Origin of the sequence: Phenylobacterium sp. 58.2.17 (assembly GCF_026411515.1) — a bacterium.
Lineage (GTDB): Bacteria > Pseudomonadota > Alphaproteobacteria > Caulobacterales > Caulobacteraceae > Phenylobacterium.
The window spans coordinates 201154-226159 of sequence record NZ_JAPMTQ010000002.1; the positions used below are offsets into that span (position 1 = coordinate 201154).

At 67.9% G+C, this 25006-nt stretch carries 18 protein-coding genes and 1 tRNA gene; 11 read left to right on the plus strand and 8 right to left on the minus strand.

Features of this window, described 5'->3' with window-relative positions:
* Window positions 1–2 precede the first annotated feature (2 nt).
* Window positions 3–2378, minus strand: coding sequence for a TonB-dependent receptor (locus OUA97_RS02760; protein WP_267230255.1), 2376 nt, complete (start codon window positions 2376–2378; stop codon window positions 3–5).
* A 147-nt stretch (window positions 2379–2525) separates the two neighbouring features.
* On the opposite strand from OUA97_RS02760, the gene OUA97_RS02765 reads away from it, so the two are divergent.
* Window positions 2526–3278, plus strand: a complete 753-nt coding sequence (locus OUA97_RS02765; RefSeq protein WP_267230256.1) for a helix-turn-helix transcriptional regulator — start codon at window positions 2526–2528, stop codon at window positions 3276–3278.
* A gap of 4 nt (window positions 3279–3282) precedes the next feature.
* Here the strand turns inward: OUA97_RS02765 and OUA97_RS02770 are convergent, their stop codons facing one another.
* Both OUA97_RS02770 and OUA97_RS02775 read right to left on the minus strand, forming a co-directional pair.
* Window positions 3283–5244, minus strand: a complete 1962-nt coding sequence (locus OUA97_RS02770; protein ID WP_267230257.1) for an oleate hydratase — start codon at window positions 5242–5244, stop codon at window positions 3283–3285.
* A 98-nt stretch (window positions 5245–5342) separates the two neighbouring features.
* Window positions 5343–5432 (minus strand) — tRNA-Ser (locus OUA97_RS02775).
* A 152-nt stretch (window positions 5433–5584) separates the two neighbouring features.
* Between OUA97_RS02775 and OUA97_RS02780 the strand changes: the two genes are divergently transcribed.
* From OUA97_RS02780 to OUA97_RS02805, 6 genes are all read left to right on the plus strand, one after another.
* The gene (locus OUA97_RS02780) at window positions 5585–6535 is read left to right on the plus strand and encodes a septal ring lytic transglycosylase RlpA family protein (RefSeq protein WP_267230258.1); all 951 of its coding nucleotides are present in this window, start codon (window positions 5585–5587) and stop codon (window positions 6533–6535) included.
* Window positions 6536–6611: 76 nt separating this feature from the next.
* A complete protein-coding gene (tmk, locus tag OUA97_RS02785; protein WP_267230337.1) occupies window positions 6612–7256 on the plus strand; it encodes a dTMP kinase in 645 nt (214 codons plus the stop codon).
* Window positions 7249–8247, plus strand: coding sequence for a DNA polymerase III subunit delta' (locus OUA97_RS02790; RefSeq protein ID WP_267230260.1), 999 nt, complete (start codon window positions 7249–7251; stop codon window positions 8245–8247). The genes tmk and OUA97_RS02790 overlap by 8 nt, the downstream gene beginning before the upstream one ends.
* 9 nt (window positions 8248–8256) lie before the next feature.
* Window positions 8257–9033: a TatD family hydrolase gene (locus tag OUA97_RS02795; protein ID WP_267230261.1), complete on the plus strand. Its 777-nt coding sequence runs from the start codon at window positions 8257–8259 to the stop codon at window positions 9031–9033.
* A complete protein-coding gene (locus tag OUA97_RS02800) occupies window positions 9030–9854 on the plus strand; it encodes an MBL fold metallo-hydrolase (protein ID WP_267230263.1) in 825 nt (274 codons plus the stop codon). The genes OUA97_RS02795 and OUA97_RS02800 overlap by 4 nt, the downstream gene beginning before the upstream one ends.
* Entirely contained in the window at window positions 9851–10456 is a 606-nt protein-coding gene (locus OUA97_RS02805; protein WP_267230265.1) for a phosphoribosylglycinamide formyltransferase, read from the plus strand. Before OUA97_RS02800 ends, OUA97_RS02805 begins: the two co-directional genes overlap by 4 nt.
* Here OUA97_RS02805 and OUA97_RS02810 read toward each other — a convergent pair.
* On the minus strand, window positions 10453–13098 hold the full coding sequence (locus OUA97_RS02810) for a bifunctional acetate--CoA ligase family protein/GNAT family N-acetyltransferase (protein ID WP_267230266.1): 2646 nt from the start codon (window positions 13096–13098) through the stop codon (window positions 10453–10455). The genes OUA97_RS02805 and OUA97_RS02810 overlap by 4 nt on opposite strands.
* Before the next feature lie 938 nt (window positions 13099–14036).
* On the opposite strand from OUA97_RS02810, the gene OUA97_RS02815 reads away from it, so the two are divergent.
* Genes OUA97_RS02815 through OUA97_RS02825 form a run of 3 tightly spaced genes read left to right on the plus strand, consistent with a single transcriptional unit; the run spans window position 14037 to window position 17146 of the window.
* Window positions 14037–15251 carry a hypothetical protein gene (locus tag OUA97_RS02815; protein ID WP_267230268.1) on the plus strand — a complete coding sequence of 405 codons (1215 nt, stop codon included), beginning with the start codon at window positions 14037–14039 and terminating at the stop codon, window positions 15249–15251.
* Window positions 15244–16746: a sensor histidine kinase gene (locus tag OUA97_RS02820; protein WP_267230270.1), complete on the plus strand. Its 1503-nt coding sequence runs from the start codon at window positions 15244–15246 to the stop codon at window positions 16744–16746. Before OUA97_RS02815 ends, OUA97_RS02820 begins: the two co-directional genes overlap by 8 nt.
* Window positions 16747–16771: 25 nt before the next feature.
* Window positions 16772–17146, plus strand: coding sequence for a response regulator (locus tag OUA97_RS02825; protein WP_267230271.1), 375 nt, complete (start codon window positions 16772–16774; stop codon window positions 17144–17146).
* 135 nt (window positions 17147–17281) lie between these two features.
* Here OUA97_RS02825 and OUA97_RS02830 read toward each other — a convergent pair whose 3' ends face one another.
* From OUA97_RS02830 to OUA97_RS02840, 3 genes are all read right to left on the minus strand, one after another.
* Complete coding sequence (locus tag OUA97_RS02830) at window positions 17282–20113, minus strand: ATP-dependent Clp protease ATP-binding subunit (RefSeq protein WP_267230272.1); 2832 nt, start codon at window positions 20111–20113, stop codon at window positions 17282–17284.
* A gap of 54 nt (window positions 20114–20167) precedes the next feature.
* Entirely contained in the window at window positions 20168–20884 is a 717-nt protein-coding gene (locus OUA97_RS02835; RefSeq protein WP_267230273.1) for a helix-turn-helix domain-containing protein, read from the minus strand.
* A 121-nt stretch (window positions 20885–21005) separates the two neighbouring features.
* Window positions 21006–21344: a hypothetical protein gene (locus OUA97_RS02840; protein WP_267230275.1), complete on the minus strand. Its 339-nt coding sequence runs from the start codon at window positions 21342–21344 to the stop codon at window positions 21006–21008.
* Between the two features lie 131 nt (window positions 21345–21475).
* On the opposite strand from OUA97_RS02840, the gene OUA97_RS02845 reads away from it, so the two are divergent.
* Complete coding sequence (locus OUA97_RS02845) at window positions 21476–23176, plus strand: cation:proton antiporter (RefSeq protein ID WP_267230276.1); 1701 nt, start codon at window positions 21476–21478, stop codon at window positions 23174–23176.
* Window positions 23177–23182: 6 nt separating this feature from the next.
* On the opposite strand, the gene OUA97_RS02850 is transcribed toward OUA97_RS02845, so the two are convergent.
* On the minus strand, window positions 23183–24964 hold the full coding sequence (locus tag OUA97_RS02850) for a PAS domain-containing protein (protein WP_267230278.1): 1782 nt from the start codon (window positions 24962–24964) through the stop codon (window positions 23183–23185).
* Window positions 24965–25006: the final 42 nt, after the last annotated feature.

A 25006-nucleotide genomic window follows, 5' to 3' on the forward strand; every position in this document is an offset into this window, starting at 1 on the left:
TCCTAGAAGCGTCCACGCAGCGTAACCCCGTAGGTGCGCGGCGGGGCCAGGAAAGTGGCGAAGGTGCCGGTCTGCAGCGGCTGGTCGACGACGACCTGGTTGTAGTCCTCGTCGGTCAGGTTCTGGGCCCAGAGCTCGGCGGACCAGCGTTCGTCCTGGCTGGCGAGGACCAGACGCGCGTTGACCAGGGTCAGCGGCGGCTGCGATTTCAGCGGGTCGAGGTTGGAGCCGGTGTTGTACTCCGAGGTGTACTTGGCCGAGACGCTGGCGCGGAACTCGAGGGTCTCGGTCACCGGGCGCTCGTAATTCACCGTCCCGGCCGCCGACCACAGCGGGGCGTAGGAAAGCCGGGCGTTCGGCAGGCGAGGGGAGATCCCGGCCGGCGGCGCGAAGTCGCCGAACTGGGTCTCGGCATAGGTGACGCCGCCCGAGAAGCTGAGGCCTTCGACCGGCGGGCGCCACATCAGGTCGACGTCTACCCCGCGCGAGATCACCTCGGGGATCGAGGCGACCAGCCAGCTGATGCCGGTGTAGGTGTTGAGCTGGAAGTTCTCGTAGGTCTGGTGGAACAGCGCAGCGTTGGCGACCAGGCCGTAGTCGGCGGTATTGGTCTTCACGCCGAGTTCGTAACTGACCACGGTTTCGGCCGGGAAACTGGTGTCCGGGTTGATGACGCCGGCCGCCAGGCGGGCGCGGTCGAGGTTGAACCCCCCGCTCTTGAAGCCTTCGGCGTACGAGGCGTAGGCCATCACCCCCTCGTCGAAGCGGTAGCTGGCCTTGAGGGTGCCGCTCCAGCGGCCTTCGCTCTGCTCCTGGTTGGTGACGACGTTGTTGAAGGCGGGGTCCGAATGCGGCGCGCAGATCGCCCCGCGGACCGTTGAGGGCAGCGGTCGCGCCAGGGCCGCGGCGCAGGCGTTGGCCGGGGCCGAGTTGGTGTAGTGGCTGCGGACGGTCTTCTCATCGTCGGAGTAACGCAGGCCGAGGGTCAGCTCGAGGGCCTCGGTGACCTTCCAGCTGTTGTTGGTGAACAGAGCCCAGCCCTTGGAATTGTGGTCGTAGCTGTCGCGCGGGCCGGCGCCGGCCGGGAAGTTGGTTCCATAGGGCAGGCCGGTGAGCTGGGAGATGAAGGTGGGATTGGGGCTGCCGGACGGCGCCGACAGAAGCAGGCCGAAATAGGGTTCGTACGCCGTGCCGAAGGTGGTCGCGGCCGCGGCCTTGAGGTCCTCGTCGGAATAGAAGGCGCCGATCAGCCAGTTGATGGTCTCGGTGGACCCGGCCAGGCGAATTTCCTGCGAGAAAGCTTTGATCTCGTTGAAGCTTGAGCCGTCGGCGGGGCGGTACCAGATGTCGGCTGAGGAGAAGTCGATGTCCGAGCCGTTTTCCGCGCGCCAGTCGCGGAAGGCGGTGATCGAGGTCAGCGCCATGCCGTCGCTGATATCCCAGTCGAGCTGGGCCGAAACGCCCTGGTCGGTGATCTTCGAGCCCATGTCGCGGTTGGCGTTGGCGATCCGAGCGCCCGGATTGGGCGGGCGCTGGACGCCTTCGTCGGCGGCCAGAGCGTCGATCAGCGGCGCGGTCGGGCCGGCGACGGTGACGAAGTTCACGCAGCAATGTTCGTCGCGGTCGGAATAGTCGGCCAGCAGCTTGATGCTGAGGCTGTCGGTCGGGGTGAACAGCAGCTGACCGCGGATCGTGTAGTAGTTCTGGTCGGTGTCGTCGGTGCGGGTGCGCGGGCCGGCCCCGACGTGGACATCGGCGAAGCCGTCGCGCTCACGCTTGGCGGCGTAGAGACGTCCGGCCAGCTTGTCGGCGACGATCGGGCCCGTCACGCTGCCGGCCACGCCCAGCGCGCCATGGTCGCCGACCGTGAGCTCGCCGGCGGCCTCGAAGTCGAACGACGGCGCCTTGGTCAGCACGTTGATGACGCCCGCCGAGGTATTCTTGCCGAACAGGGTGCCCTGCGGCCCCTTCAGGATCTCGACCCGCTCCAGTTCCCCGAGGTCGCCGAAGGCCACCCCGCTGCGCGCGCGGTAGACGCCGTCGACCACCGTGCCGACCGAGGATTCCAGGCCCGGATTGTCGCCGATGGTGCCGACGCCGCGGATGCGCGCGGAGGTCTGGGCCTCGCTGGTCGAGGAGGTGACGCTGAGCCCGGGGGCCAGGACCTGCAGGTCCTTGATGTCACGGACGCCCGCATCCTGAAGTTGCCGCTGCGGAAGGGTGGTGACGACGATCGGGACGTCCTGGAGGTTCTGCTCGCGCTTCTGGGCGGTGACCACCAGTTCGGCGACCGTCCCGCTCTCCTGCGCCACGGACGATCCGGCCGCGCAGGCCGCCGCGATGACCGCCCACGAGGCGGTCGCCAGTGCTTGTTTCATGTTCCCTCCCGCTGCCGGCGTCGCCGGCGAACCGTTCTTGCACGTCGCCGTCTTGTCGCGGCGAAGCGGGAATGCTTGCAGAAACAGGCTTTGCGGGACAAGCTATCGGAAGTGATAGGCGCCGCAGGGGGGCAGGCCGTCGTGGCGATGAGCGCTGAGGCTCACGACGAGTACGAGCTGATCGAAGCCCTTGCGGCCCAGGTGCGCGACCGTGGGCGCGAGATCGGCCTGCCCTATGTCGCGGTCAGCGCCGACATCGGCGATCCGGAACCGATGCGCGACCGCAGTGGCCGGCCGTTCGCCGAGACCCTGTTTCAGTGGCTCGACCCAGGATTGCGTTATTGGAAGGACCGGGGCTTTGCGCTGCGCTCGGCCTTCGTCTTCGCCTGCCGCTACACGGCCGAGCCGTTCTATTTCCAGGACGGCCGCTTCGGCGCCTGGCGTCCTTCGCGCCGGCTGGAGTCGATCGAGGTGGTGCAGAGCGCCGACACGGTCGAGATCGGCGCGGCGATTATCGCGCCCGCCCACCTGCCGGGCGGCGTGATCGGCGCGATCGTCTGGGCCTCGCCCGAGGTGATCGACGTGAGGCCGGTCTTCGAACAGCGCGCCGCAGAGCTGTCGATCCTCTCGCTGCGCTTCATGGCCGCCTATAACGACCGCGGCCTGTCGCCGGACGGCTTGGTCCACCTGACCCGGCGCGAGATCCAGTGCCTGAAGTGGGCGGCCAAGGGCAAGACGGACGGGGAGATCGCCGAGATCGTGAAGATCTCGATGCCGACCGTCCGTTTCCACATGCGCAACGCCGCCGACAAGATGGGCGTGGCGGGCCGCCCGCAGGCGGTCCACCGTGCCTCGGTGCTCGGTTATGTCGGCGAGCGGCAGAGAGCCGCGCGCCGCTGAGCAGCTATTTCCACCTGGCCAGCAGGCGCTCGCGGAAGAGGTCGAGCCGTTCCGCCGCCGAACTCAACGCCTGACTCCCGCGACCGAGCACCGCCGCCAGATCGGCGTCGATCTGCTCGCGTTTTGACTCGCGCGCCTCGGGCAGCGGCGGCAGGACGTGGGCGAAGTAGGTGTTGTCGAGCAGCTTGTGCAGCAGCCGCTCTCCGGGGAACGGCTCGCCGTTGTTGATGGCCCGCGCAGCCTTCAACAGGGTGCGGATATCGTACTGGGTGGGGCTCAGGTCCGGCACCTGCTTGGGCAGGCCCAGCAGGGTATAGACCGCGATCCTGGCCGTCCGCACCGAGCTTTCCATGGTGAAGATGACGTCGTTGCTGGTTTCGACGAACTGGCCCAGCAGGCCCAGGTTCGTGCAGCCGGCCGGCACGACATGCGGACGGTCGCCCGCCGCCCGCGGCATGAACTGGGCGGTGATGTAGGGCATCAGCGCCATGCGCACCTTGGTCGCGGCCGCGATCGCGTCGAGCTGGTCCTCGATCCCCAGGTGGTAGCAGAGCTCGGCCAGGATCTCGCGTCCGGTGCAGGCCGGCATAGGCTTCTTCACATAGTCGCCGTCCTTGTCCATCAGCAGCGCATAGACCCAGATCACCAGCACGTCCTTGGGCTGGTTCGGGAAGTGCGGCTGGCGGTTACAGGTGAAGCTCAGCACCCAGGCGGAATCAGTGAAGGTGATGACCCCGCCGGTGACCGTCTTGCCGGAGTAGGGATCGTTGACCGCCAGCTCCTTCAGCTTGTCCACGAACGGCGAGGGTTTGCAGGTGAGGGTGGCCGACTCCCACATCGAGCGATCGACGTCGCCGTAGAACTTCTCCGGTCTGCCGAAGATCGGCGAAGCCTTGGCGAGGTTGCGCCACAGCGCCCAGTCGCTGGCCTCGCCCGGATCGCGGCGATCACGCTGGAGCACCGGCGCATGGTCGAGATCGCCGTACGCTGTGCCTTCCGTCATCGAGCCGGTGATCGCGAACACAAGGTCGTCGGGGCCGACCGTGATGGCGCTGTCCTTGCCGCCGACCTTGCAGCGGATGGCGGTCACGGTGCGCGCACCCCCGTCGACCGTCATGTCGAGGTCGTAGGCGCGGGTGTCGAACTGGACCTTCACGCCCTTGTCGCGGAGCAGCCGGGTCAGCGGCACGACGAAGCCGTCGTATTGATTGTACTTGGGGAAGACGAGGGCCGACATGTCGCCCAGTCCGTCGATCGCGTCGAGGAACCGGTGCATGTAGAGTTTCATCTCGAGAAGGCTCTGCCAGTTCTCGAAGGCGAACATGGATCGCCAGAGGTACCAGAAGTTGGTCTCCAGGAAGCTCTCGCTGAAGTAGTCCTCGATGGTCACGTCATCGAGGTCTTCCTTGCGCTTCAGCAGCAGGCGGATCAGTTCCCACTGATGAGCCTTGGTCAGGCCCAGGGTCGAGAAATCGCGGATCTGGCCGCGCTTGTGCAGCAGCCTGGACTTGGAGAAATTCGGATCGTTGTCGTTGACCAGCCGGTACTCGTCCAGGACGCTGAACCCCTCGGGCAATTCCAGCGCCGGGACGTCTTGGAACAGGTCCCAGAAGTTGTCGTAGTTCCAGTTCATCTCGCGGCCGCCGCGAACGATGTAGCCGGCCTCGGCGTCGCCCGCGCCGTCCAGCGACCCGCCGGTGACGTTCAGCGCGTCGAGGATGGTGATGTCCTCGCCCTTCATGCCGCCGTCGCGGATCATGTAGAACGCGGCCGCCAATCCGCCGACGCCGCTGCCGATGATGTAGGCCTTACGATCCTTGACGGCCTTCGGGGCGACCGGCCGGTTGCGTTGATAGGGCCCGACCATGTCGGGCGGGGGGAGGGTGTCGTGCGGCCCCTTACGCCAGTAGGCGGCGGTGGCGTCAGCCTCGACCGTGAACTTGGAACCCTTGTCGCCGGCGCTCATGGCATCCCTTTCAGCAAAGCGGGACGCCCGTCGCCGCCCCATGCCGCTTGAACGCGTGAAGCGCCAAATCGGGCTCTAGGGGGTATTCCGGAGGTGCTTGGCGGAAGGGGTGGGATTCGAACCCACGGTAGGCTCTCACCTACGGCGGTTTTCAAGACCGCTGCCTTAAACCACTCGGCCACCCTTCCGGAAGGAGGGGCCTATAGCAGGCGTCGGGCGGCGTCTCCACCCATCGTCGATGCTTAATGAAATTCGCCGACGCATTAACCATGGCGCAAGGCTCGCGCGGCGAACATGGCGCTCAGCGCTGGGGAGCGTAGATTTGAAAGAGGGGGCGGCCATGGCTCGCATCCGTCCGTACGCGCCGGTTCGCGGCGTCGTCGTCGTGCTCATGGGAACGGCGGCGCTGGCTGCCTGCGCCACGCCTCAGCCGCGCTACGCCGCCAAGCATCCGACCGCGGGCCCCACGCCTGGACAGCTGCCGAACGGGGCGGGCGGGCGCTACAAGGTCGGCTCGCCCTACGAGGTCGGCGGCGTCTGGTACGTGCCGAAGGAGGAGCCCGGCTACGACCAGGAAGGCATGGCCACCTGGTACGGTCAGTCACATCACCTGAAGACCACGGCCAACGGCGAGGTGTTCGACCGCTATGCGCTGTCGGGCGCTCATACGACCCTGCCGCTGCCGTCGATCGTCGAGGTCACCAACCTTGAGAACAATCGAACGGTGCAGGTTCGCGTCAACGACCGCGGCCCGTTCAAGGGCGGGGCGCTGATCGACGTCTCGCAGGAGGCTGCGCGCCAACTCGGTTTTGAACAGCAGGGCACGGCGCGGGTCCGCGTCCGCTATGTCGGCCCGGCGCCGCTGGGCGCGCCTGACGCCGGCCTGCGCCATGCGGCCTATACCCCGACGCCGACCCCGGCCGCGCAGCCGCCCGCCGCGCCGACCGCCTATACCGGACTGAACCCGGGGCCGGTCGAGACGCCGGTGGCCGCCCAGCCGCTGGCTCCGTTGCCGGCGGCTGCGCCAGCGGCGGTACCGACCGCCAGCGCCGGGCTGATCTATCGCGTCCAGGCTGGGGCGTTCTCCGATCCGGCCAACGCCCAGCGGGTGGTCAGCCAGCTCGGTTCGGCGGTCGTCGCCAAGGTCGAGCCGTTCCAGCGGGCCGACGGGATGACGCTCTATCGCGTGATGGTGGACGGCACGGCCGACGAGGCCGAAGCCTTCGATCTGCGCGATCGGGTGGCGGCCTACGGCTTTACGGAGGCGCGGGTCGTGCGGCCGGGCGCCTGACGCGTCGGCTGGGACAAGTCCGCCCGGCGGCCGGTGAGCGCTGGACAAACCGGCCGAACCGGCCATTTTGGCCGGCGTGACGCGTGGGCGGTTCATCACTTTCGAAGGCGGCGAGGGCGCGGGCAAGTCGACGCAGGTCCGGCGCCTGGTCGCGCGCCTGCAGGCCGCCGGCCATGACGTGGTGGCCACGCGCGAGCCGGGCGGCTCACCTGGCGCGGAGGCGATCCGCAACCTGGTCCTGAAAGGCGAGGCGGATCGCTGGAGCCCGGTCACCGAGACCCTGCTGATGTACGGGGCGCGGCGCGACCACATCGAGCGGACCATCCTGCCGGCGCTGGAGCGCGGCGCCTGGGTGGTCTGCGACCGCTTCGCCGATTCCACCCGCGCCTATCAAGGCGGCGCCGGCGGGGTCGACCCGGCCTTCATCACCGCCCTGGAGACCTTTGTCCTGGCGGACGTCCGGCCGGACCTGACGCTGGTCTTCGACCTGCCGGTCGAGGTCGGCCTGGCCCGCGCCGAAGCGTTCGCCAAGGCCGATGGCCATGCCGAGACACGCTTCGAGTCCAAGGGCGTGGCGTTCCACGAGCGCCTGCGCGCGGCGTTCCGGGCCATCGCTGCGGCCGAACCCGACCGCTGCACGCTGATCGACGCCGCTCAGGGCATGGACGAGGTCGAGAGCCAAGTGTGGCGGGCGGTCGAGGGCCGGCTGGTCCATGGCTGACGCCGCGCCCCATCCGCGCCAGGTCTTCGACCTGAAGGGCCACGAGGCGGCCGAGGCGGCGTTTGAAGAGGCGCGCGGCCGCGGCCGGCTGCACCATGCCTGGCTGCTGACCGGGACCGAGGGGGTGGGCAAGGCGACCTTCGCCTTCCGCGCGGCCCGCCGGTTGCTGGGCGCGCCCCACAATCCGGCCTACGGGGTGCTCGGCGCCTCGCCCGATCATCCGGTCAGCCGCCAGGTCATCGCACGCTCGCACCCGGACCTCATGGTGCTGGAGCGGGTCGGCGAGGACGGCAAGCCGCGCAAGGTGATCCCGGTCGACGAAGCCCGCAAGCTGACCGACTTCTTCGCCAAGTCGCCGGCGGCGGCGCCGCACCGCGTGGCGATCATCGATGCGGCCGACGATCTCAACGTCAACGCCGCCAACGCCGTCTTAAAGACTCTGGAGGAGCCGCCGCCGCGCGGTGTGATCCTGCTGGTCTCGCACGCGCCGGGCGGGCTTTTGCCGACTATCAAGTCGCGCTGCCGACGGCTGGGGTTCCAGCCGCTGCCGGAGGCGGAGGTCACCGCCTTCGTCGAGGCGCGGACGACCGCCAATCCTGAGGACGCCATCCGCCTCGCGCGGATGTCGAAGGGCGCGCCCGGCAAGGCGTTGGCGCTCGCACTGGCCGGCGCGGTCGGCGTCGACGATGCGGCCAAGGAAATCCTGCAGTCGCTGCCGGCGGTCGACGAGGGCCTGGCGCTGTCGCTGGCCGACCGATTTCGCGGCGCGGAGGGGGCGGCGCAGTTCAACCTGCTGCTGGAGCGGCTCGCCGAGCGGGTCCACGGCCACGCCATGCGACTGGCGGCCGAGGGCTATGGCGGGCTTGATCGCTGGGCCGCAGCATGGGAGACGCTGCAGCGCCTTCCGCGGGAGGTCGAGGCCGTCAATCTCGACCGTGCGGACGCGTTCTTCACGGCCCTCACCGAACTGCGCGCCGCCGCGCGCGCCTGAAACCTCCGAATGCTGATCGACAGCCACGTAAACCTGCACGCACACCAGTTCGACGAAGACCGCGACGAGGTGATCGCCCGCGCCCGCGCCGCCGGCATCGAGCTGATGGTCAATATCAGCGACAAGGTCTCGGGCTTCGCCGCCGTGCGCGCCCTGGCCGAGCATCCCGACATCTGGTGCACGGTCGGCACGCACCCGCACGAGGCCAAGGAGAACCCGGACCTCTCGGCGGCCGACCTCGTGGCCATCGCCGCCGACCCGCGGGTGGTCGGGATCGGCGAGACCGGGCTCGATTTCCACTACGACCTCAGCCCGCGGGACATCCAGGCCAAGGTCTTCCGCCAGCACGTCGCCGCCGCGCGCGAGACCGGCCTGCCGCTGGTGGTCCACACCCGCGAGGCCGACGAGCTGATGGGCGACATCCTCGAGGAGGAGTACGCCGCCGGTCCCTTCAAGATGCTGATGCACTGCTACACGTCAGGCGCCGAGCTTGCGGCGCGGGCGGCGGCGCTGGGCGCCTGGTTCTCCGTCTCGGGCATCGCCACCTTCAAGACCGCCGAGGATGTCCGCGCCATCGTCCGCGACATGCCGGCCGACCGCATCATCGTCGAGACCGATTGCCCCTATCTCGCGCCGGTGCCGCATCGCGGACGCCGCAACGAGCCGGCCTTCCTGCCAGACGTCCTGGCCGGGCTGGCCAAGATCCGCGGCTGGTCGCGGCATGACGCCGAGAAGCGTGCAGAGGACGCGTTCTTCGCCCTGTTCGACAGGATCCCGCGGCCATGAGCGGGCGGCTGGAATTCACCATTCTCGGCTGCGGCTCCTCCGGCGGAGTGCCGCGAGCCGACGGCGACTGGGGCGCGTGCGATCCGGCCGAGCCGAAGAATCGCCGCCGCCGCTGCTCGCTGCTGGTCCGCCGGCTGGGGCAGGGCGCGGAGAACGACACCACCCTGATCGTCGACACCTCGCCCGATCTCGTCTGGCAGACCTCACAGGCCGGGGCCAAGCGGCTGGATGGCGTGCTGCTGACCCATGATCATGCCGACCAGACCCACGGGATCGACGACATCCGCGCCTTCTTCATCCGCCAGCGCGCGCGGATCGCCTGCCACATGGACGCGCCGACCGCGCTCAGCATGCAGCGGCGGTTCGGCTATGTGTTCGAGGGCGAAAACGGCTATCCGGCGATCGGCGACATCACCCCGCTGGCGCCGCACGGCCAGGCCTGGGCGGTGGACGGTCCGTCCGGCGCGATCCCGGTCACGACCTTCGATCAGGATCATGGCGGTGTGAGGTCTGTCGGGTATCGCTTTGGAAACGTGGCCTATTCAAGCGATGTGGTTGGGCTGGACGATGCGGCTTTCGAGGCGCTTGAAGGTCTCGATGTGTGGATCCTGGACGCGCTGCGCTGGCGGCCGCATCCGACCCATGCGCACGTCGAGCTGGCCCTGGAGTGGATCGCGCGAGCGCGTCCGCGCCGGGCGATCCTGACCAACATGCATATCGACCTGGACTATGCCGAGCTGGCCGCGCAGCTGCCGGAAGGGGTCGAGCCGGCCTATGACGGCCTGCGTTTCGAACATGAATTGAGTGGCGATTTTTCATGATTTCATCGCCGCTTAAGCTTGGTTTCCTCGCGTCAAAGAACGGCACCAGCATGCGGGCCATCGTCGAGGCGGCGCGCGCAGGGGGACTGGCGGTCGAACCGCGCCTGGTGGTCAGCAACAACCGCAAGGCCCCGGCCCTGGAATTCGCCGCCGAGCGCGGGGTGCCGACGCTGGTCATCCCGACTCAGGCCGATCCGGATGCGGCCGACGCGGCGCTTTGCGCGGCGCTGGAGAGCGCCGGCGTCGAACTGGTGATCCTCTCGGGCTATCTGCGGCGGCTGGGTCCGCTGACGCTCGGGCGCTACCGCAACCGGATCCTGAACATTCATCCGGGCCTGCTGCCGGCGTTCGGCGGGGAGGGAATGTATGGTCGGCGGGTGCATGAGGCGGTCATCGCCGCAGGCGCCAGCGAGAGCGGGGCCACCATCCATGCGGTCGACGAGATCTACGACCACGGCCCGGTGATCGAGCGCCGCACCGTGCCGGTGTCGGCCGGCGATACGGCCGAGGCGCTGGAGGCACGGGTGGCGGCGATGGAGCCCGGCTTCTTCGTCGAGACCCTGGCCCGCATCGCAGCAGGCGAGCTGCGCCTGCCGGATTAGTCGGACGGCGGCCGCAGGGTCTTGACGATCTTCACCCGCGTGAAGTCCTCAGCCGCGCGCCGCTCGAAGCCTAGCGATTTGGCGGTGGTCAGCATCGCGGTGTTTTCCCGCGCCACGTCGCCCCAGACCTCGGCCAGGCCCTTGGCCGCGGCGTAATCCAGGATCTCACTGAGCAGCAGTCGGCCCAGGCCCTTGTGCTGCTGGTCGGTGCGGACCATCAGTGCGAACTCGGCGGTCTGGCCCTGTGGGTCGCCGGCCAGGCGCGAGACCCCGATGATTTTCTCGCCATCGTCGACCACCAGCGCCATCTCGCGGTCGTAGTCGATCTGCGACAGGCGCTCGGGCCAACCTGGGGGCAGGGTGCGGAAGCCTGAGCGGAAGCGCAGCCGCACGTCCTCGGCGCTGCTGGCCTCGACCATCGCGGCGATCGCCGGGCCGTCCTGAGGCCGGATGGCGCGCAGGGTCACCGGCTGGCCGCCGACTTCGATCTGCCGCTGCAGGTCGTCGGGATAGGGCAGGATCGCCAGCCGCGGCCGGGCCTCGTCCAGCGCCCGCAGCCGGATCCGAGCGGCGAGGGCCAGGGCCCCGGAAGCGTCGGCCAGCAGCGGATTGATGTCGAGTTCGGCGATGTCCGGCTCGCCGGCGGCGATCTGCGACACCCGGACGATGACGTCGGCGATGGCGTCGAGATCGGCGGCGGTGTGGTCCCGGAACCCTTGCAGCAGGCGCGAGACCCGCGTGCGGCCGATCATGTCGCGGGCCAGGACGTCGTCCAGCGGCGGCAGGCCGATCACATGGTCGGCGGTGACCTCGACGCTGATCCCGCCGGCTCCGAACATCACGATGGGACCGAACAGGCTGTCCTGGGCGACGCCGACCAGCAGCTCGCGCGCCTCGGGCCGATGGACCAGCGGCTCGACCACCAGGCCTTCGATGCGGGCGAGGGGGCGGGCCTTGGCGATCCGCGCCAACATGGCCTGCGCCTCGATCTGGGTCTCCAGCGCGCCCTCGAGACCGAGCACCACGCCGCCGAGCTCCGACTTGTGGCTGACATCCGGCGATACGACCTTGAGCGCGACGGGGCCGCCGATCTGCTCGGCGATGCGGCCTGCCTCTTCGGGCGTCGCCGCATCGCGGCCCTCCAGCGCCGGCACGCCGTAGGCCTTGAGCACCTCGCGGGCTTCAGGGTCGGTGAGCGTGAGGCGTCCGTCGGCGCGGGCCTTGGCGATCACCGCGCGGGCCGCCGCGCCGTTGGGCGCAGCCATGGCGCCTGGCGTGCGGATCAGCGCTTCCTGGTTCTTGCGGTGATCGACCAGGTGCATGAAGGCGCGGACCGCCTCGTCGGGCGTTTCGTGGGCCGGAACGCCGGCCGCGGCCAGCCGCCGCCGGCCCTCGGCGACCGCGGTCTGGCCCATCCAGGCGCTGAGCACAGGGCGATGGTAGCGCTTGGCCTTGAGCACCTCGACCACGGCGTCGGCGGCCGCGGTGCTGTCCTCGACCGCGGTGGGGCAGTTCATCACCAGCACGGCGTCGGCGTTGCGGTCTTCGAGCATGATCTCCAGCGCCCGGGCGTACACCGGAGCGTGAGTGTCGCCGAGGATGTCGACCGGATTGGCGCCGGACCAGTACTTCGGCGCGGTGGCGGCCAGCTTCTCCATGGTCTCGGGAGACAGCTCGGCCAGGCGGCCGTCGCGGGCCTCAAGGGCGTCGGCCGCCATCACGCCGGCCCCGCCGCCGTTGGTGAGGATCGCCAGCCGGTCGCCATAGACCCGCATCCCGGCGCCGAGGGTCGAGACGGCGTCGAACAACTCGCGCAGACCGCCCACGCGAAGCATGCCCGCGCGCCGGAGGGCGGCCTCATAGACCAGGTCCGCGCCGGCCAGGGCCCCGGTGTGCGAGAACGCCGCCTGAGCGCCGGCCTTGCTTCGGCCGGCCTTGACCACGACGACCGGCTTGGCGCGTGAGGCGATCCGGCCGGCGGTCATGAACTTGCGCGCGTCGGTGATGCTCTCGACATAGAGCAGGACGCCGTGGGTGTCGTAATCGAGGGCCAGGTAGTCGAGCAGGTCGCCGAAATCGACATCGGCCGCATCGCCGATGGTCAGGACGTGCGAGAACCCGACCCCGCGGGCATGAGCCCAGTCGATAGCCGCGGCCGCGACGGCGCCCGATTGCGAGACGAGGGCCAGGCCGCCGGGCGCCGGCGACAGGTGCGCGAAGCTGGCGTTGATTCCCTGGCGCGGCGACATGAAGCCCAGACAGTTGGGGCCGAGGATCCGCATCAAGGTCGGTTTGGCGGCGTCCAGCATCTGCTGGCGCAGGGTCGCGTCGACGCCGGCGCTGATCACGATGGCCGCCCGGCAACCGGCCTGGGCCAGTTCGGCGACGATCCCGGGCACCGACGGCGCCGGTGTGGCGATCACCGCCAGGTCGGGAACCAGCGGCAATTCGGCGACGCTGCGATAGGCGATCGAGGAGCGGATCGCCCGCGCGCTAAGCGACACCGGCAGGACAGGCCCGGCGAAGCCGCTTTCCAGCAGGTTGCGCGACAGCACCTGTCCGACCGAGCCGGGCGCGTTGCTTGCGCCGATCACCGCGATCGCATTCGGGTGGAACAGCGCATCGAGGTTTCGCGTGGTCATAGCGGGCCTTCGCTTGCGCGCACCGCCAGGGGAATCTGGCGGCGGCCAGCACACCCCGCGTCGGCCTGACGATCAAGTCGGCATGCGTCGAGGGGCCTCCGAACGAACGCAGGAGACGGCATGGCTGGAAGCCAACGGGGACGCCGCGTCGAACGGGTCAAGGCGTCCGAGGGAGTTCCTGCGATGAACTACATTGTCCGCCTCGCCATGGCTGGGGCCCAGGCGCTGACCGCGACCTGGAGGCGGGACAGTTGGTCTTGCTGGCGCCGATGTCCTGGAGCGGCGATCTGCAGCAGGATGGAGCAATCAGGTGCGCCGACCATTGTTGATATTGCCGATAATATTACTTAGGCGATATTTGTTGACGGCCCCCATGGGGTCAGTTGTTGTTCTAAAAGGTCAGAGTTTTTGGGGATTCCGCCCTGTCCGGCGTTTTTGACCAAAGTTCCTGTCCCAACGATCCAAAGCTTTTGTCCCAACGATCCAAAATTATTGTCTTGGGTCGTTGCCCTCTGGCGTCAGGTGTGAACGCCGAACTCCATCCGGGTCAGATGGTCATCGACCATCTGGGCGCCAACGGACATCGACAGCAGTCAGATCGGCTGCCGTCGTTCAAGCGCCATTGCTGGCTGGACCAGCCAAGCTTGGGCGGCGGCCGAACTTCCCAGGACATCCGTTGCCCTAACCATCAGTCGGGCCAGCGCCCGGAGCCGATTGCTCTGGCGTCGCGACATTCGGCGTTTCGCCTTCGGCATTCTGCCAATCAGGCCAAGCGGACTAGCGTGATGTCTGCTGTGGAGAACGGCGGGGCCGACCCCATCATCGGTGCCCATCGTTCGATGAACGAATGCGCGACCTTGGGTCACGCTCGCACTTAACTTCTCGGTAGGTGTGGCGCTCCCCAGATGGCTAGACGTTTGTCCAACGCCCGAATGTGCATGAGTAGAGTCCCCATCGCGTCGATCGCCTCCTCCCAGCCAGTAATGCGCCCGGATGCAATCGCGCAGTTGGAGCGCGTCGGCATCAATGACCTGATCCTCCAGGGCAGTGTCCAGGTGATCGGGTTGCAGCCCATTCGCGCCAGATTGGGTGACCGCTGGCCGAAGAAATGCGAGCACATCTGGGCGCACTTTGAAGCGGTGCTGCTGAGGCAGCTGCCGCCCCACGACCTCGTTGTGCGCGTCGATGACGTTCATTTCCTAATCGCTCAGACACAAGAGCGCGGTGCCTCGGCCCAAGCGATATGTCTGAGGCTGGCTGGGGAGTTGATGCAATTCTTTCTGGGCTCGGCCAGCGACAGCGACATCGACGTTCGGAACGTCACCTCAGCGGAGGGCGGCGGACTGGTCTGCGAACCGATCGACGTAGGGCGGTTTCGCGCAGAGCACAGGAGGGTCGGGCCTGCTCTGAGCAGCCCCCCATCCGCTGCTCAGATCAAGCGGAAGCGCTTCGCTGTGCCCACACGCCTCGGTCGCGACCTTTCAATCGCCCTTAGCTTGGAGCCAATGTGGGATCTCCAGAATGGCCTGCGGATGGTTGGCCACTACGCGCGGACCACCATCCATGACCAAGGCGCCGATCGCGAGATCTCCGCCGCGCGGCGGTCGGAGCTGCAACCGGCCGATCATCTGGACGTGGACCTCGCGGCGTTGACCGAAGCAATCGAATTGCGAGCTCGCTCGCCGCGTTCGGCCGGCGGTCTCCTCGTGCCGGTTTCCTACAAGGTGATCTCCAATTCCAGCAGCCGCTACGCCTTGATTCACGCAGTTCAGGGCCTGGAGCCCGGCGCCCGCAACTCGTTCGCGTGGGAGCTGATAGATCTCGAAGCTGGAATTCCACCAGACCGCCTGGCCGAGATTGTCGCTCTCCTGCGCCCCCATAGCCGCGGAGTGGTTTGCCGACTCCCCCTGACATCCACCGCAGCCGAGCAACTCCGTCGCGCCGGCACGACAGGTTCGCTGGCGCCTGAAACAGGTCAGCCTTTCACGGAGAAGTCTCTGCGTCGGCTCGCGGCGCCGCTCGCGGCCGTCCGCAGGGTGATTCCCGCCTTCCTGCTGCACGAAGTGCCCGAGGACCTCCTAGCCGAAGCAATCCGAACCGGGGCCAGTCACTGCACCCTCAACCCATCCCATGAGGACGCGCCAGATGCTTGATCGCTTCGCCGCCCTGGACCTTTCGCCAAACTGGTACTCGGTGCTCTCGGCGGATCTGACCTTGGTGTGGGTCAACAAGGCCCTGGCTGAGGGCTTTGGCCATGCACGTTCGGACCTCATCTCGAAGGGTTTGTTCGAGGCGTTTCCGCGAGCCCGCGGCGTGCTGGAGGTCGAGGGCGACGAAGCCGTTCGTCGTTCAGTGGACACTGTCTTCCGCACTGGCCAGCCGGACCGTATCGCCCTGCACTATCATGCCGGCTCGATGGAAGAGGCCTTGGACGACGGCGACATCTTCACAATCTGCCATTCTCCGATCTTCGACGAAACGGGTGCGGTTCATCTGGTGCTGGCTCATCTGAGCAACGCCACCGAATTCGCGCGACTGCTGGCGCCGGGCTCCTCGCCCCCGCTGCGACTGGGGGACGTCCCTCAGGTCGCGTCTCGGATTCTGTCGGGCGCTTTGGACCTAGTGGACACCAACCGAGCGCTCTACGAGGACCGTGATCGGCTGCGCCAGATGTTCGATCAGGCGCCAGGCTTCATCGCACTGCTGACCGGCGTCGACCACGTCTTCGAGCTGGTCAACGGCGCTTACCATCGGCTTGTCGGAGACCGGCCCCTGATCGGTCTTCCCGCTCGCGAGGCTGTGCCGGAGATCTATCAGGTATTTGGCTCGGCGCTGGAGCGCGCCTTTGCGACCGGTGAGGCCTTTGTAGGCCACGGCTTGACGATGATCGTCGACAATGGGTTTTCCGAGCCGACCGAGAAGGCCGTGGATTTCGTGTTCCAGCCGCTGACCAACGCTGCTGGCGAGGTCTTCGGCATTTTCCTTGAGGGCGCCGACGTCACCGAACGGACCCGTGCCGAGCAAACGCAGCGGCTGCTGATGCGCGAGTTGCAGCATCGTATCAAGAACACCTTGGCCACCGTCCGGGCCATCGCCGCCCGGAGCGCCCGTACGACCCCCGATCCCCAGCTGTTTATCCGGGCGTTCGAAGACCGCCTGATCGCCCTGGCCGCCTCGCATGAGTTGCTGACGCAGGGCGGTTGGAAGGGCGCCGACGTTCTCGACTTGATCGAGCGCGAACTGCGCCCCTATGACGTCAGTCGGCTGCGGCTGGCAGGTGACCGCCGTCAGGTTCCGCCACAAGCAGCGGTGCCCCTAAGTCTCGCGATCCATGAGCTCGCCACCAACGCGGCGAAGTATGGCGCCCTCTCCGCCGACAGCGGGCGCGTCGACGTCGAATGGTGGACTGAGGAGAAGTTGGGGCAGCCGCGCTTGCGGGTTCAATGGCGAGAGAGCGGGGGGCCCCCGGTAGTTGGCCCTTCGCGTCGGGGATTCGGCACCGAGCTGCTCGATGGCATGATGCGTCGGGGCGCTGATCCTGTGCTCGATTTCGCCCGCACCGGCCTGCGTTGCACCTTTGAACTGCCGCTGGGCCATCTGGCCCCAACCCACAGCCAGGGGGGCTCTACGCCCAACGCCCATGTCTAGTTCTCTTCTTCCTCCAGCTCTCAAGGTGCTCATCGTCGAGGACGAGATGTTCGTCAGCTGGGGGCTCGAGGCCGCGCTCGTCGAACACGGTCACATCGTCTGCGGAATCGCTCAATCTGCGGAGGAGGCGCTTCAATTGGCCAAAGCGCACCGTCCCGACCTCATCTTCATGGATATTGGACTGTTTGGACCAAGCGACGGACTGGAAGTCGCGCGTCGGATCCTGGCGGATCGGCCGACCCGTATCGTGTTTTCCTCAGCGTGGAACGATCCCCGCACGCTGGCGGTGATCGAGGAACTTGGCGCCTACGCCAACATTCCGAAGCCTTGCCGCGAAGCTGACCTCGTCGCGGTCGCCGACCGGGCCTGGCGGGAAGTGCTCTCGGCAACGGCGTCATAGCCAGCCTGGCCGGCGCGGCCCCGCTTCGACCTGTGCGTAGGCCGCTGACGATGATGGGCCCGCCAAGCGAGAGCCGGACGAATACTGCGCTTGAATGGCGCTTTGGCCTTTCCCGCAGGCGACCTTCACATGGATTCAGGCTGCCGGCCGTGGTTGCTCGTCGGCGGACCGTGCTGGCGGTCGCTGATCCTTACCGTCTGGCCCGTCCCCGCGCCTTCCTCCGCCGGAACCGGCGGCCTTGCGCGGCGGCTTGTCGGCGGAGGCGTCGCGCTGGGTCTCCAACATCAGCCGGTCCGACGCCTCATCCCAACAAGCCCGGACGCGGTCGCCATCTGTGATTTCACCAGCGAGCATGCTTCGGGCCAGGCCGGTTTCCAGGGTCGAGCGGATCAGCCGCCGCAGCTCACGGGCTCCGAACTCGGGCCTGTAGCCTGCGCCGGACAGGTGGTCGACCAAGCTCTTGTCGGTCTCAAGCTCCACACCCTGCGCGTGGGCGGTACGACGGACGCGTTCCAGGTGCATCTCCACAATCTGGCGGATCTGCTCGCGGGTCAGCGAATGGAAGACGATGACCTCGTCCAGCCGGTTGATGAACTCCGGTCGGAAGTGGGCGCGCAACGGCTCCATCAGCTCCTCGCGCATCCGCGCGGGATCGGCTGCTTCGTCCCCGCTCTGGCGTAGCCGCCGCTGGATGATGTCCGCGCCAATGTTGCTGGTAGCGATGATGATGGTGTTGGTGAAGTCCACAACCCGGCCCTTGCCGTCCGTGAGGCGGCCATCGTCAAAGACCTGCAGCAGGACGTTGTGCACGTCCGGATGGGCCTTTTCGATCTCGTCCAGCAACACCACGCTGAAGGGCCGGCGGCGGACCCGCTCGGTGAGCTGGCCGCCCTCCTCGTAGCCGACGTAGCCCGGAGGCGCGCCGATCAGCCGGGCCACGGTGTGACGCTCCATGTACTCGCTCATGTCGAGCCGGATCATCGCGTCCTCGGAGCCGAACACATTCTCGGCCACGGCCTTGGCGAGCTCGGTCTTGCCGACCCCCGTGGGGCCCAGGAACAGGAAGTTGGCGATCGGTCCGCGGCCTTCGCGCAGGCCGGCGCGAGCCAGCCGCACCGCGTCCGAAACCGCCTTCACCGCCTCTTCCTGGCCGACGACCCGCTTGTGCAACTGCAGCTCGAGCTGGGTTAGCCGCTGGCATTCCTCGACGGTGAGCTCGGACACCGGCACGCCGGTAAGCTTGGAGACGATCTGGGCGATGTGCTCGACCCGCACCTCCGCAGCTCCGGTGCCTACCGTACGCCGCCAGCGTTCCGAGGCCTCATCAAGCGCCTTGTCCTTCTCCTCGCAGCGGAGCTTCAGGTCCGCGACCCGCTCCTCCTGCTTGCGCGCCCGGGCGCTGTCGAGCTCGCGCTTGATCTGGCGGACTTCGGCTTCCAGCTCCTGCACTTCTGGGGGTCTGGCGGTGGCCGAGATCTTCACCCGCGCCGCGGCCTGGTCGACCAGGTCGATGGCCTTGTCCGGTAGGAAGCGGTTGGTGATGTAGCGCTCTGAGAGTTCGGCCGCGGCGATGATCGCTTCGTCGGTGATGGTCGCCTTGTGGTGCGCCTCGAACATGTCGCGCAGGCCGCGCAGGATCATAATGGTCTGAGCGATCGTCGGCTCGGACACGAACACCGGCTGGAACCTGCGCTCCAGGGCGGCGTCCTTCTCGATATGCTTCTGGTACTCATTGAGGGTGGTCGCCCCGATCAGGTTCAGCTCCCCCCTGGCCAGGGCGGGCTTGAACACATTGGCGATGTCCAGCCCTCCTTCGCCACCGCCCTGCCCGGCACCGACGATCGTGTGGAGTTCGTCGATGAACAGGATCAGTTCATCCTTGTGCTCGGCGACCTCATTGAGGATCTCCTGAGCCCGTTCCTCGAACTCGCCGCGATATTTCGAGCCGGCGACCATGGCGTTGATCGAGAGCTCGACCAACCGCTTGTTGCGTAGCGCCTCTGGCGCCTCGCCCGCGATGATGCGCTGAGCTAGGCCCTCGACGATGGCGGTCTTGCCGACGCCGGGCTCGCCGATGAGCACCGGGTTGTTCTTCTTGCGCCGCGCCAGCACCTCGATCGCGGTCTCGATCTCATTGGCGCGGCCAATCACCGGGTCGAGCTTGCCGTCTCGGGCGAGTTGGGTGAGGTCGCGGCCGTACTTGTCGAGATTTGGAGTGTTGGTCGGCGTATCGACGCTGCCCGCCTCGGCGCCTTGGCCCACGACCTTGACGATCTGCTGGCGCAGCGCCTGGGGCGTCAGCCCATATCGGCGCAGGACGTCGTTGGCGATGCCTTCGCCTTCCTCCGCCAGGCCGATCAGCAGGTGTTCCGGCCCTACATAGGAATGTCCCAGCTCGTGCGAGGCGGCGAAGGCGCGTCCAAGCGCGCTCTTCACCCGCGGCGTCACCCCAATCTCGCCTCCCTTGTCCCCAGCGTCGCCCCGGGGCGAATCCTGGTCGAGTTGCTGGCGCAACGCATCAATCGAGACCTTGAACTGTTCCAGAACCGTGCGGACCACGTCGCTGTTGGTGAGCGCATAGAGAAGGTGCTCGGTATCCACTTCGCGGCGGCCGAACTGCACGGCCCGCTCGGCGGCGGCCTGCAGGAGATCCTTGGCGTGGTCGCTAAGACGGTCCTCGGGCTCGCCGATCTGCCGGGCCGCGGCGCGCGCAGGCGTCTGGCCGAATGAGCGATCCTCGCCTTCCGCGCCCGGCCCGCCGAAGAAACCGCTGCCGCCGAAAAAGTCATTGAACAGGCTGCCGCCGCCGCCGAACAGCGATTCCATGGGAGAGGCCGAGCGCTGACGCGCCGCCAGCCGCCGATAGTCCACGTCGCACAGGCTGAGGACCTCGCTTTCCCCGTTCCGGGTCACTCGCGCGCGCACGGTCGCCGGGCGCACTCCGCACATGTCGCAAAGCTCGGCCATGGCATCTTCCTCCATTGCTGGCGTCGCGCCCGGAGGCCGGCGCCAAGGGTCTTGTCATTGTCGTGGCCCGTGCGGGCGTGGTTCCTCGCAAAGGCCTTCGCTCAGGCGCAGGAGCGCATCGCTCAGCAGCCGCACCTCGCGTCCCTTGGTGGAAATGAATCCGCGCTCCCGGAACGCGGTGAATGTGCGACTGACGGTCTCACTCGATAGACCCAGGTAGTCGGCGATGTCGTAGCGAGACATCGGAAGCTCGATCCGCACGTGCGACTGGGTGCGCTCCGCCAGGTCGATCAGGAAGTAGGCCAGCCTCTCGAAAGCCGATCCATGCATGACGTACATGAAGCGCGCGGCGGTGCGGTCGCGGCTGAGCAGCAGGCTCGTCCAGAGTTCCTGGACCGCAGCCCTATCGGTGTCGGACAGGAGGTTCAGGCGGCTGACAGGGTATTGAACGAGCCGCGTGTCGCGTACGGCTTCGGCCGAGCAGTGATGCAGCTTCTCGTGCTCCAGGCCGAAGATCTCGCCGGGAAGGTGGAACCCGTGCACCATCCGGCGGCCGTCTCTATGCAGAGTGACCGTACGCACGACGCCGGAGATGATCTGGTAGATGAACTCGGCGCGCGCGCTTTGAGCGTAGATCGTCGAGCTGGCCGCTAGGAATCTCTCCGAGCCCGCCAGCACCCGGCGAGGGCCCGGCGGCGGCTCCAACCACAACCCAAGCGGGGCTGTGCGCGCCGAGGTCCGGGGGCTGGAGGCGGCTGCGGCCTCGAACATAGGGCTCTCCCTCTTCCCGCCGTGAACGTGGGGCTCGGGCGCAGCGGCCGCCAACTCGTACGATCCCTTAGGACTATTCCGCGAAGCCGCGCTGGGGACCTGCTGACCGAGGTCTGCGCCTTCAGAAGCCAAGCGCCGCGATCGGGGCCGCAGTCATGGTGGAGGCCGGGCGCGCCGCTTCGCGCGGCCTAGGAGACCTCATCGGCGCAAGGTGATGGGCCGAGCGGCGCAAGGCGCGGCCGGCGTCCTGCAACATCAAAGGCTGCTCGGTGGCCGCCGGGCGCGCGCTGACACAGATCAGTGCGGGCGGACCGCCGCCCCCGGCATCCTCGGCCGCCAGAGCACAAGGCCCGATAGGGCGAATGCCGGACTGCGGAATCGTGCCCGCCGCCTTGGCCACGTTCGCGGTTCGGACTTCAGGAGAAGGCCAATGCAGCCAGGCCGCGACATCCGAGCTCATGTGGAACGTCACATCCGACGCCTGCGATCCAGCGACATCGGCGCCGGCGCGGGCGGGCTACGGGCGGCATTGCGATCTGCAGCAAATCGCCGGTCGACGCCCACGCCCCTGCCCCGCAAGCGGTGACTGTCTTGGGCGAGCCGCTGCTGGTCAAGACCCTGGTCTTCATAGCGGCCTCCGTCGCTGCGGTAGCGCTGCTGCGGCCGCTCCGCCTGCCGGCGATCCTGGGCTATCTCGCGGCGGGCTTGGTCATCGGACCGCAAGGCCTTGGTCTCGTCGCGCCTGACGGATCGACGCGCTTTCTGGCGGAGCTTGGTCTGATATTCCTGATGTTCACCGGCGGCCTGGAGTTCTCGCTGCCGGTCATGCTCTCCGCACGCAGGGATGTCTTCGGGGCGGGCGCCCTGCAGGTCGGCCTCACAACCGCCCTCGCCGCGGGCCTCGCAGTCCTGCTGGGTGCGGGCCCCACCGCCGCGGTTCTCACCGGCGGTGCAGTGGCGATGTCCTCCACCGCCGTCGTCCTGAAGCAACTGGCGGACCAAGGCGACCTGGGCTCCTCGTTCGGCCGGCGCACTGTCGGCCTGCTGCTCTTCCAGGACCTCGCCAGCCTGCCGTTCCTGGTCGTGGTCGGCGCCTACGCCGGCGGCTCCGACGTCGAGCCGCTCGCGGTCATGCGGCACGTCGCGCTCGGCGGAATTGTGCTTGTCGTCGCCGCAGTGATCGGACGGCCCCTGTTCCGCGGCGCGCTGGTCTGGGTCGCGCAAAGCCGATCGGCGGAACTCATACTGCTCACCGTCCTACTCACCGCCCTTGGCGCGGCCTGGGTCGCGGGCCTCGCCGGCCTCGCGGCGCCTTTGGGCGCCTTCATGGCCGGTGTCCTGGTCGGCGAGAGCGAAATCCGCCATCACGCTGAGGGGGAGATCCGACCCTTCCGCGACGTTCTGGTGGGACTGTTCTTCGTCACCGTCGGCATGACCCTTGACCTGGACGCCGCGGCGGCCCAGCCGCTTGCTGTCGTCGCGTGGCTCGCGGTGTTCCTCCTCGTCAAGCCTGCCGTGCTGCTGCTGGTCGGCCGTGTGCTCCGTTGGCCCGGTGAGGAGGCATTGCGCATCTCGCTCGCGCTCGCCAACGGCGGAGAGTTCGGTCTGCTGCTGCTAACCCAGACGCAAGCGGCAGGTCTGATACCGCCCAGCGTGGCCGGTCCGCTTGTGCCGGCGCTGGCGGCGAGCATGGGATTGACGCCGGTGCTGATGCCGAGCTGGGCCGCGCTGGCGCGCCGGATCCGCTGGCTCGCCCCCGTTCCAGCGACGACGGCGGTTCAGGACGCGGTCCAGGGGCTCGAAGGCCACGTCATTCTGTGCGGCTGCGGGAGGATAGGCCGGCTGGTGGCTGCTGCGCTTCACGCGGCCAGCGTCCCCTATGTGGCGCTGGAAAAGGATTTCCGACGCTTCCGGGAGGCCCGCGAGCGCGGCGTCCTAGTGGTGTTCGCCGATGCGGCCCGCTCCGGCGCGTTGGCCGCCGCCGGGCTCGAGTCTAGTCGACTGCTGGTGCTCACCTTCGACACCGAGCCGGACGCCGCGCGAATCCTGCATTGGGCCAAGGATGGGGCCCCGCGCGCGCGGTGGCTGGTCAACGCTTCCGACGAGACCGCGGCGGCCGAACTGAAGGCGCAAGGCGCCGACGTCGTCTTCCCCGAGAACCTAGCGGCGGGCCTGGGGCTGGCGGATCAGGCCCTGCTCCTTTGGGGCCTGGATCAGCAGGAGGCGGCGCGCGTCGTGACGGCTTTGCGGGCCATGCTCAATCCGGAGCTCGCAGGCTCCGGAGGCTTGTAACGGGCCTCAGCCGCCGCCTGACTTCCGGCGCAAGGGCTTCAGACCAGCCGAGGCGGCGGCCATCACCGCTTCGGGCCCCGTGTGGGCGCCCAAGCGCTCCATCACCCGGGCGCGGTGGATCTCGACCGTGCGCGGGCTGATCCCTAGCTCGCGCGCAATCGTCTTGTTGGTGCCCCCTCCCAGCAGTCCGTCGAGCACTTCGCGTTCGCGTGGGGACATAAGCGCGATTTGGGTGCGGGCGATCATGGCCTCGCGCTCATCGCGCTCCTGCTCGCGTACATTCGCCATGGCGCAGGCCACTGCAGCGAGCATAGCGCCGGGATCTGCGGGCGCCTGCAGCACGTCGGCGGCTCCGGTTTTCATCGCCGCGATGGCCAGCGCCACGTCGCCGCCCAGCGCCGACTCGAAGATCACCGGGAGGCTGATGCGTCGCGCCTTTAGCGCTCGGGCCAGGCTGAAGGGCTCCGGACTGCTGTCGATAGTCCGCACCAGCACGCAGCCGCAGGTGAGCGCCGCGGCCACATCGAGGAAGGCGGCCTCTGAGGGGAAGGTGGTTACGCGTTGACCAGCGCCTCGCAGCAGCGCCCCCTTTATCTCGCGCTCGTGAGGGTCGGGTTCGACGACATAGACGCTGACCGCCTCACGGCGGCTGATGTCATGAGCGATCCCGCCCAACTGCGTCATTCGCCCCTCGGCGTCGCGGATGGGAAACGTCGTGTCGCGGATCCAGCGCACCGATCCATCAGGCCGCACGATGCGGTATTCATGGGTGACGGCTTCCATCTGGGCGCTCACATATTCCAGCGTCTGGGCCCAGACGGCTCGGTCCTCTGGATGAATGCTGTCGCGCCAGACCGCGATGTCGCGGAGGGCTTCGTCGGACCGCAGGCCCCAGGTCGGCAGGAACGCGGGGCTCAGATACTCAAGCCGTTGCTGCCTGGGCTCGAGGATCCAGATCACGTCGCTGGAGTTTTCCGCGAACCGGCGGAAGCGTTCCTCTGTCTCGCGTAGGCGCGCCTCGGCCTGCTTCTGACTGGTTATGTCCAATACCGCTCCGGTGACGGACACCGGCTTGCGGTCTTCGAACAGAGTCTGGCCAAAGGTGGAAATCCAGCGCTCCGATGCGCCCTGCAGCCCCATGACCCGATACTCGATGGCGTAGGTTCCATCGCCGTCTGGGCTCATCGCCTGGTCGGCCGCCGCTTGCACGCGCGCTCGATCGTCGGGATGGATCCCCTGCATCCACGGCACCTCGTCGGGCTCGGTCCTGGCCGGGAGGCCCCACAGCGCCTTGAGCCGTTCATCCCACCGCCAGACGCCCGTTTGTGGCTCCCAGATGTAGGAAGCCAACTCCACGAGCTCGACGGCGGCCTTCAGACGAGCGCTCTCCATGAGCCGAGCCTCGAAGTCAGAGCGCTGGTTCAGCTCAGTGGTGAAGCAACACGCGCCGGCCAGCTCGCCGGCGCCGTCCCGCAACAGGAAGGCCTTGCACTTCACGCTCGCGCCTCTCCCGCCGCCGAAGCGCCCGAGCCGGTACACGCCCTCGCACTCGCCTTCGCGCAACAGCGTGGGCAGCATCTCGCCACGGACGCCGGGCGCGAAGAAGCTGGCCAGCGAAAAGGCGGAGAGGTCTTGGTTTTCAGACAATCCCATCATCCTGCGGCCGTAGGCGTTCAGGAAGATGGCTTGGAAGTCCCGATCGAAAATGCCGACGAGGCACGGCGAAAAGAGCGCGACGCGCCCGAGAAGATCGATGAGCGGGTGCGGTCGGGTGGCAGGTACGGTCACCTCCGTCGGACGGTCGACTTCAACGCCAGAATTCCCGCAGAA

Bases quoted from the DNA above. Each gene is read 5' to 3' on its own strand.
- OUA97_RS02840 (WP_267230275.1), bottom strand. From the start codon at position 21,344: ATGAGCTCGGATGTCGCGGCCTGGCTGCATTGGCCTTCTCCTGAAGTC.
- OUA97_RS02770 (WP_267230257.1), bottom strand. From the start codon at position 5,244: ATGAGCGCCGGCGACAAGGGTTCCAAGTTCACGGTCGAGGCTGACGCC.
- OUA97_RS02800 (WP_267230263.1), top strand. From the start codon at position 9,030: ATGAGCGGGCGGCTGGAATTCACCATTCTCGGCTGCGGCTCCTCCGGC.
- OUA97_RS02830 (WP_267230272.1), bottom strand. From the start codon at position 20,113: ATGGCCGAGCTTTGCGACATGTGCGGAGTGCGCCCGGCGACCGTGCGC.
- OUA97_RS02760 (WP_267230255.1), bottom strand. From the start codon at position 2,378: ATGAAACAAGCACTGGCGACCGCCTCGTGGGCGGTCATCGCGGCGGCC.
- OUA97_RS02805 (WP_267230265.1), top strand. From the start codon at position 9,851: ATGATTTCATCGCCGCTTAAGCTTGGTTTCCTCGCGTCAAAGAACGGC.
- OUA97_RS02820 (WP_267230270.1), top strand. From the start codon at position 15,244: ATGCTTGATCGCTTCGCCGCCCTGGACCTTTCGCCAAACTGGTACTCG.
- OUA97_RS02835 (WP_267230273.1), bottom strand. From the start codon at position 20,884: ATGTTCGAGGCCGCAGCCGCCTCCAGCCCCCGGACCTCGGCGCGCACA.
- OUA97_RS02815 (WP_267230268.1), top strand. From the start codon at position 14,037: ATGAGTAGAGTCCCCATCGCGTCGATCGCCTCCTCCCAGCCAGTAATG.
- OUA97_RS02790 (WP_267230260.1), top strand. From the start codon at position 7,249: ATGGCTGACGCCGCGCCCCATCCGCGCCAGGTCTTCGACCTGAAGGGC.
- OUA97_RS02810 (WP_267230266.1), bottom strand. From the start codon at position 13,098: ATGACCACGCGAAACCTCGATGCGCTGTTCCACCCGAATGCGATCGCG.
- OUA97_RS02780 (WP_267230258.1), top strand. From the start codon at position 5,585: ATGGCTCGCATCCGTCCGTACGCGCCGGTTCGCGGCGTCGTCGTCGTG.
- OUA97_RS02765 (WP_267230256.1), top strand. From the start codon at position 2,526: ATGAGCGCTGAGGCTCACGACGAGTACGAGCTGATCGAAGCCCTTGCG.
- OUA97_RS02795 (WP_267230261.1), top strand. From the start codon at position 8,257: ATGCTGATCGACAGCCACGTAAACCTGCACGCACACCAGTTCGACGAA.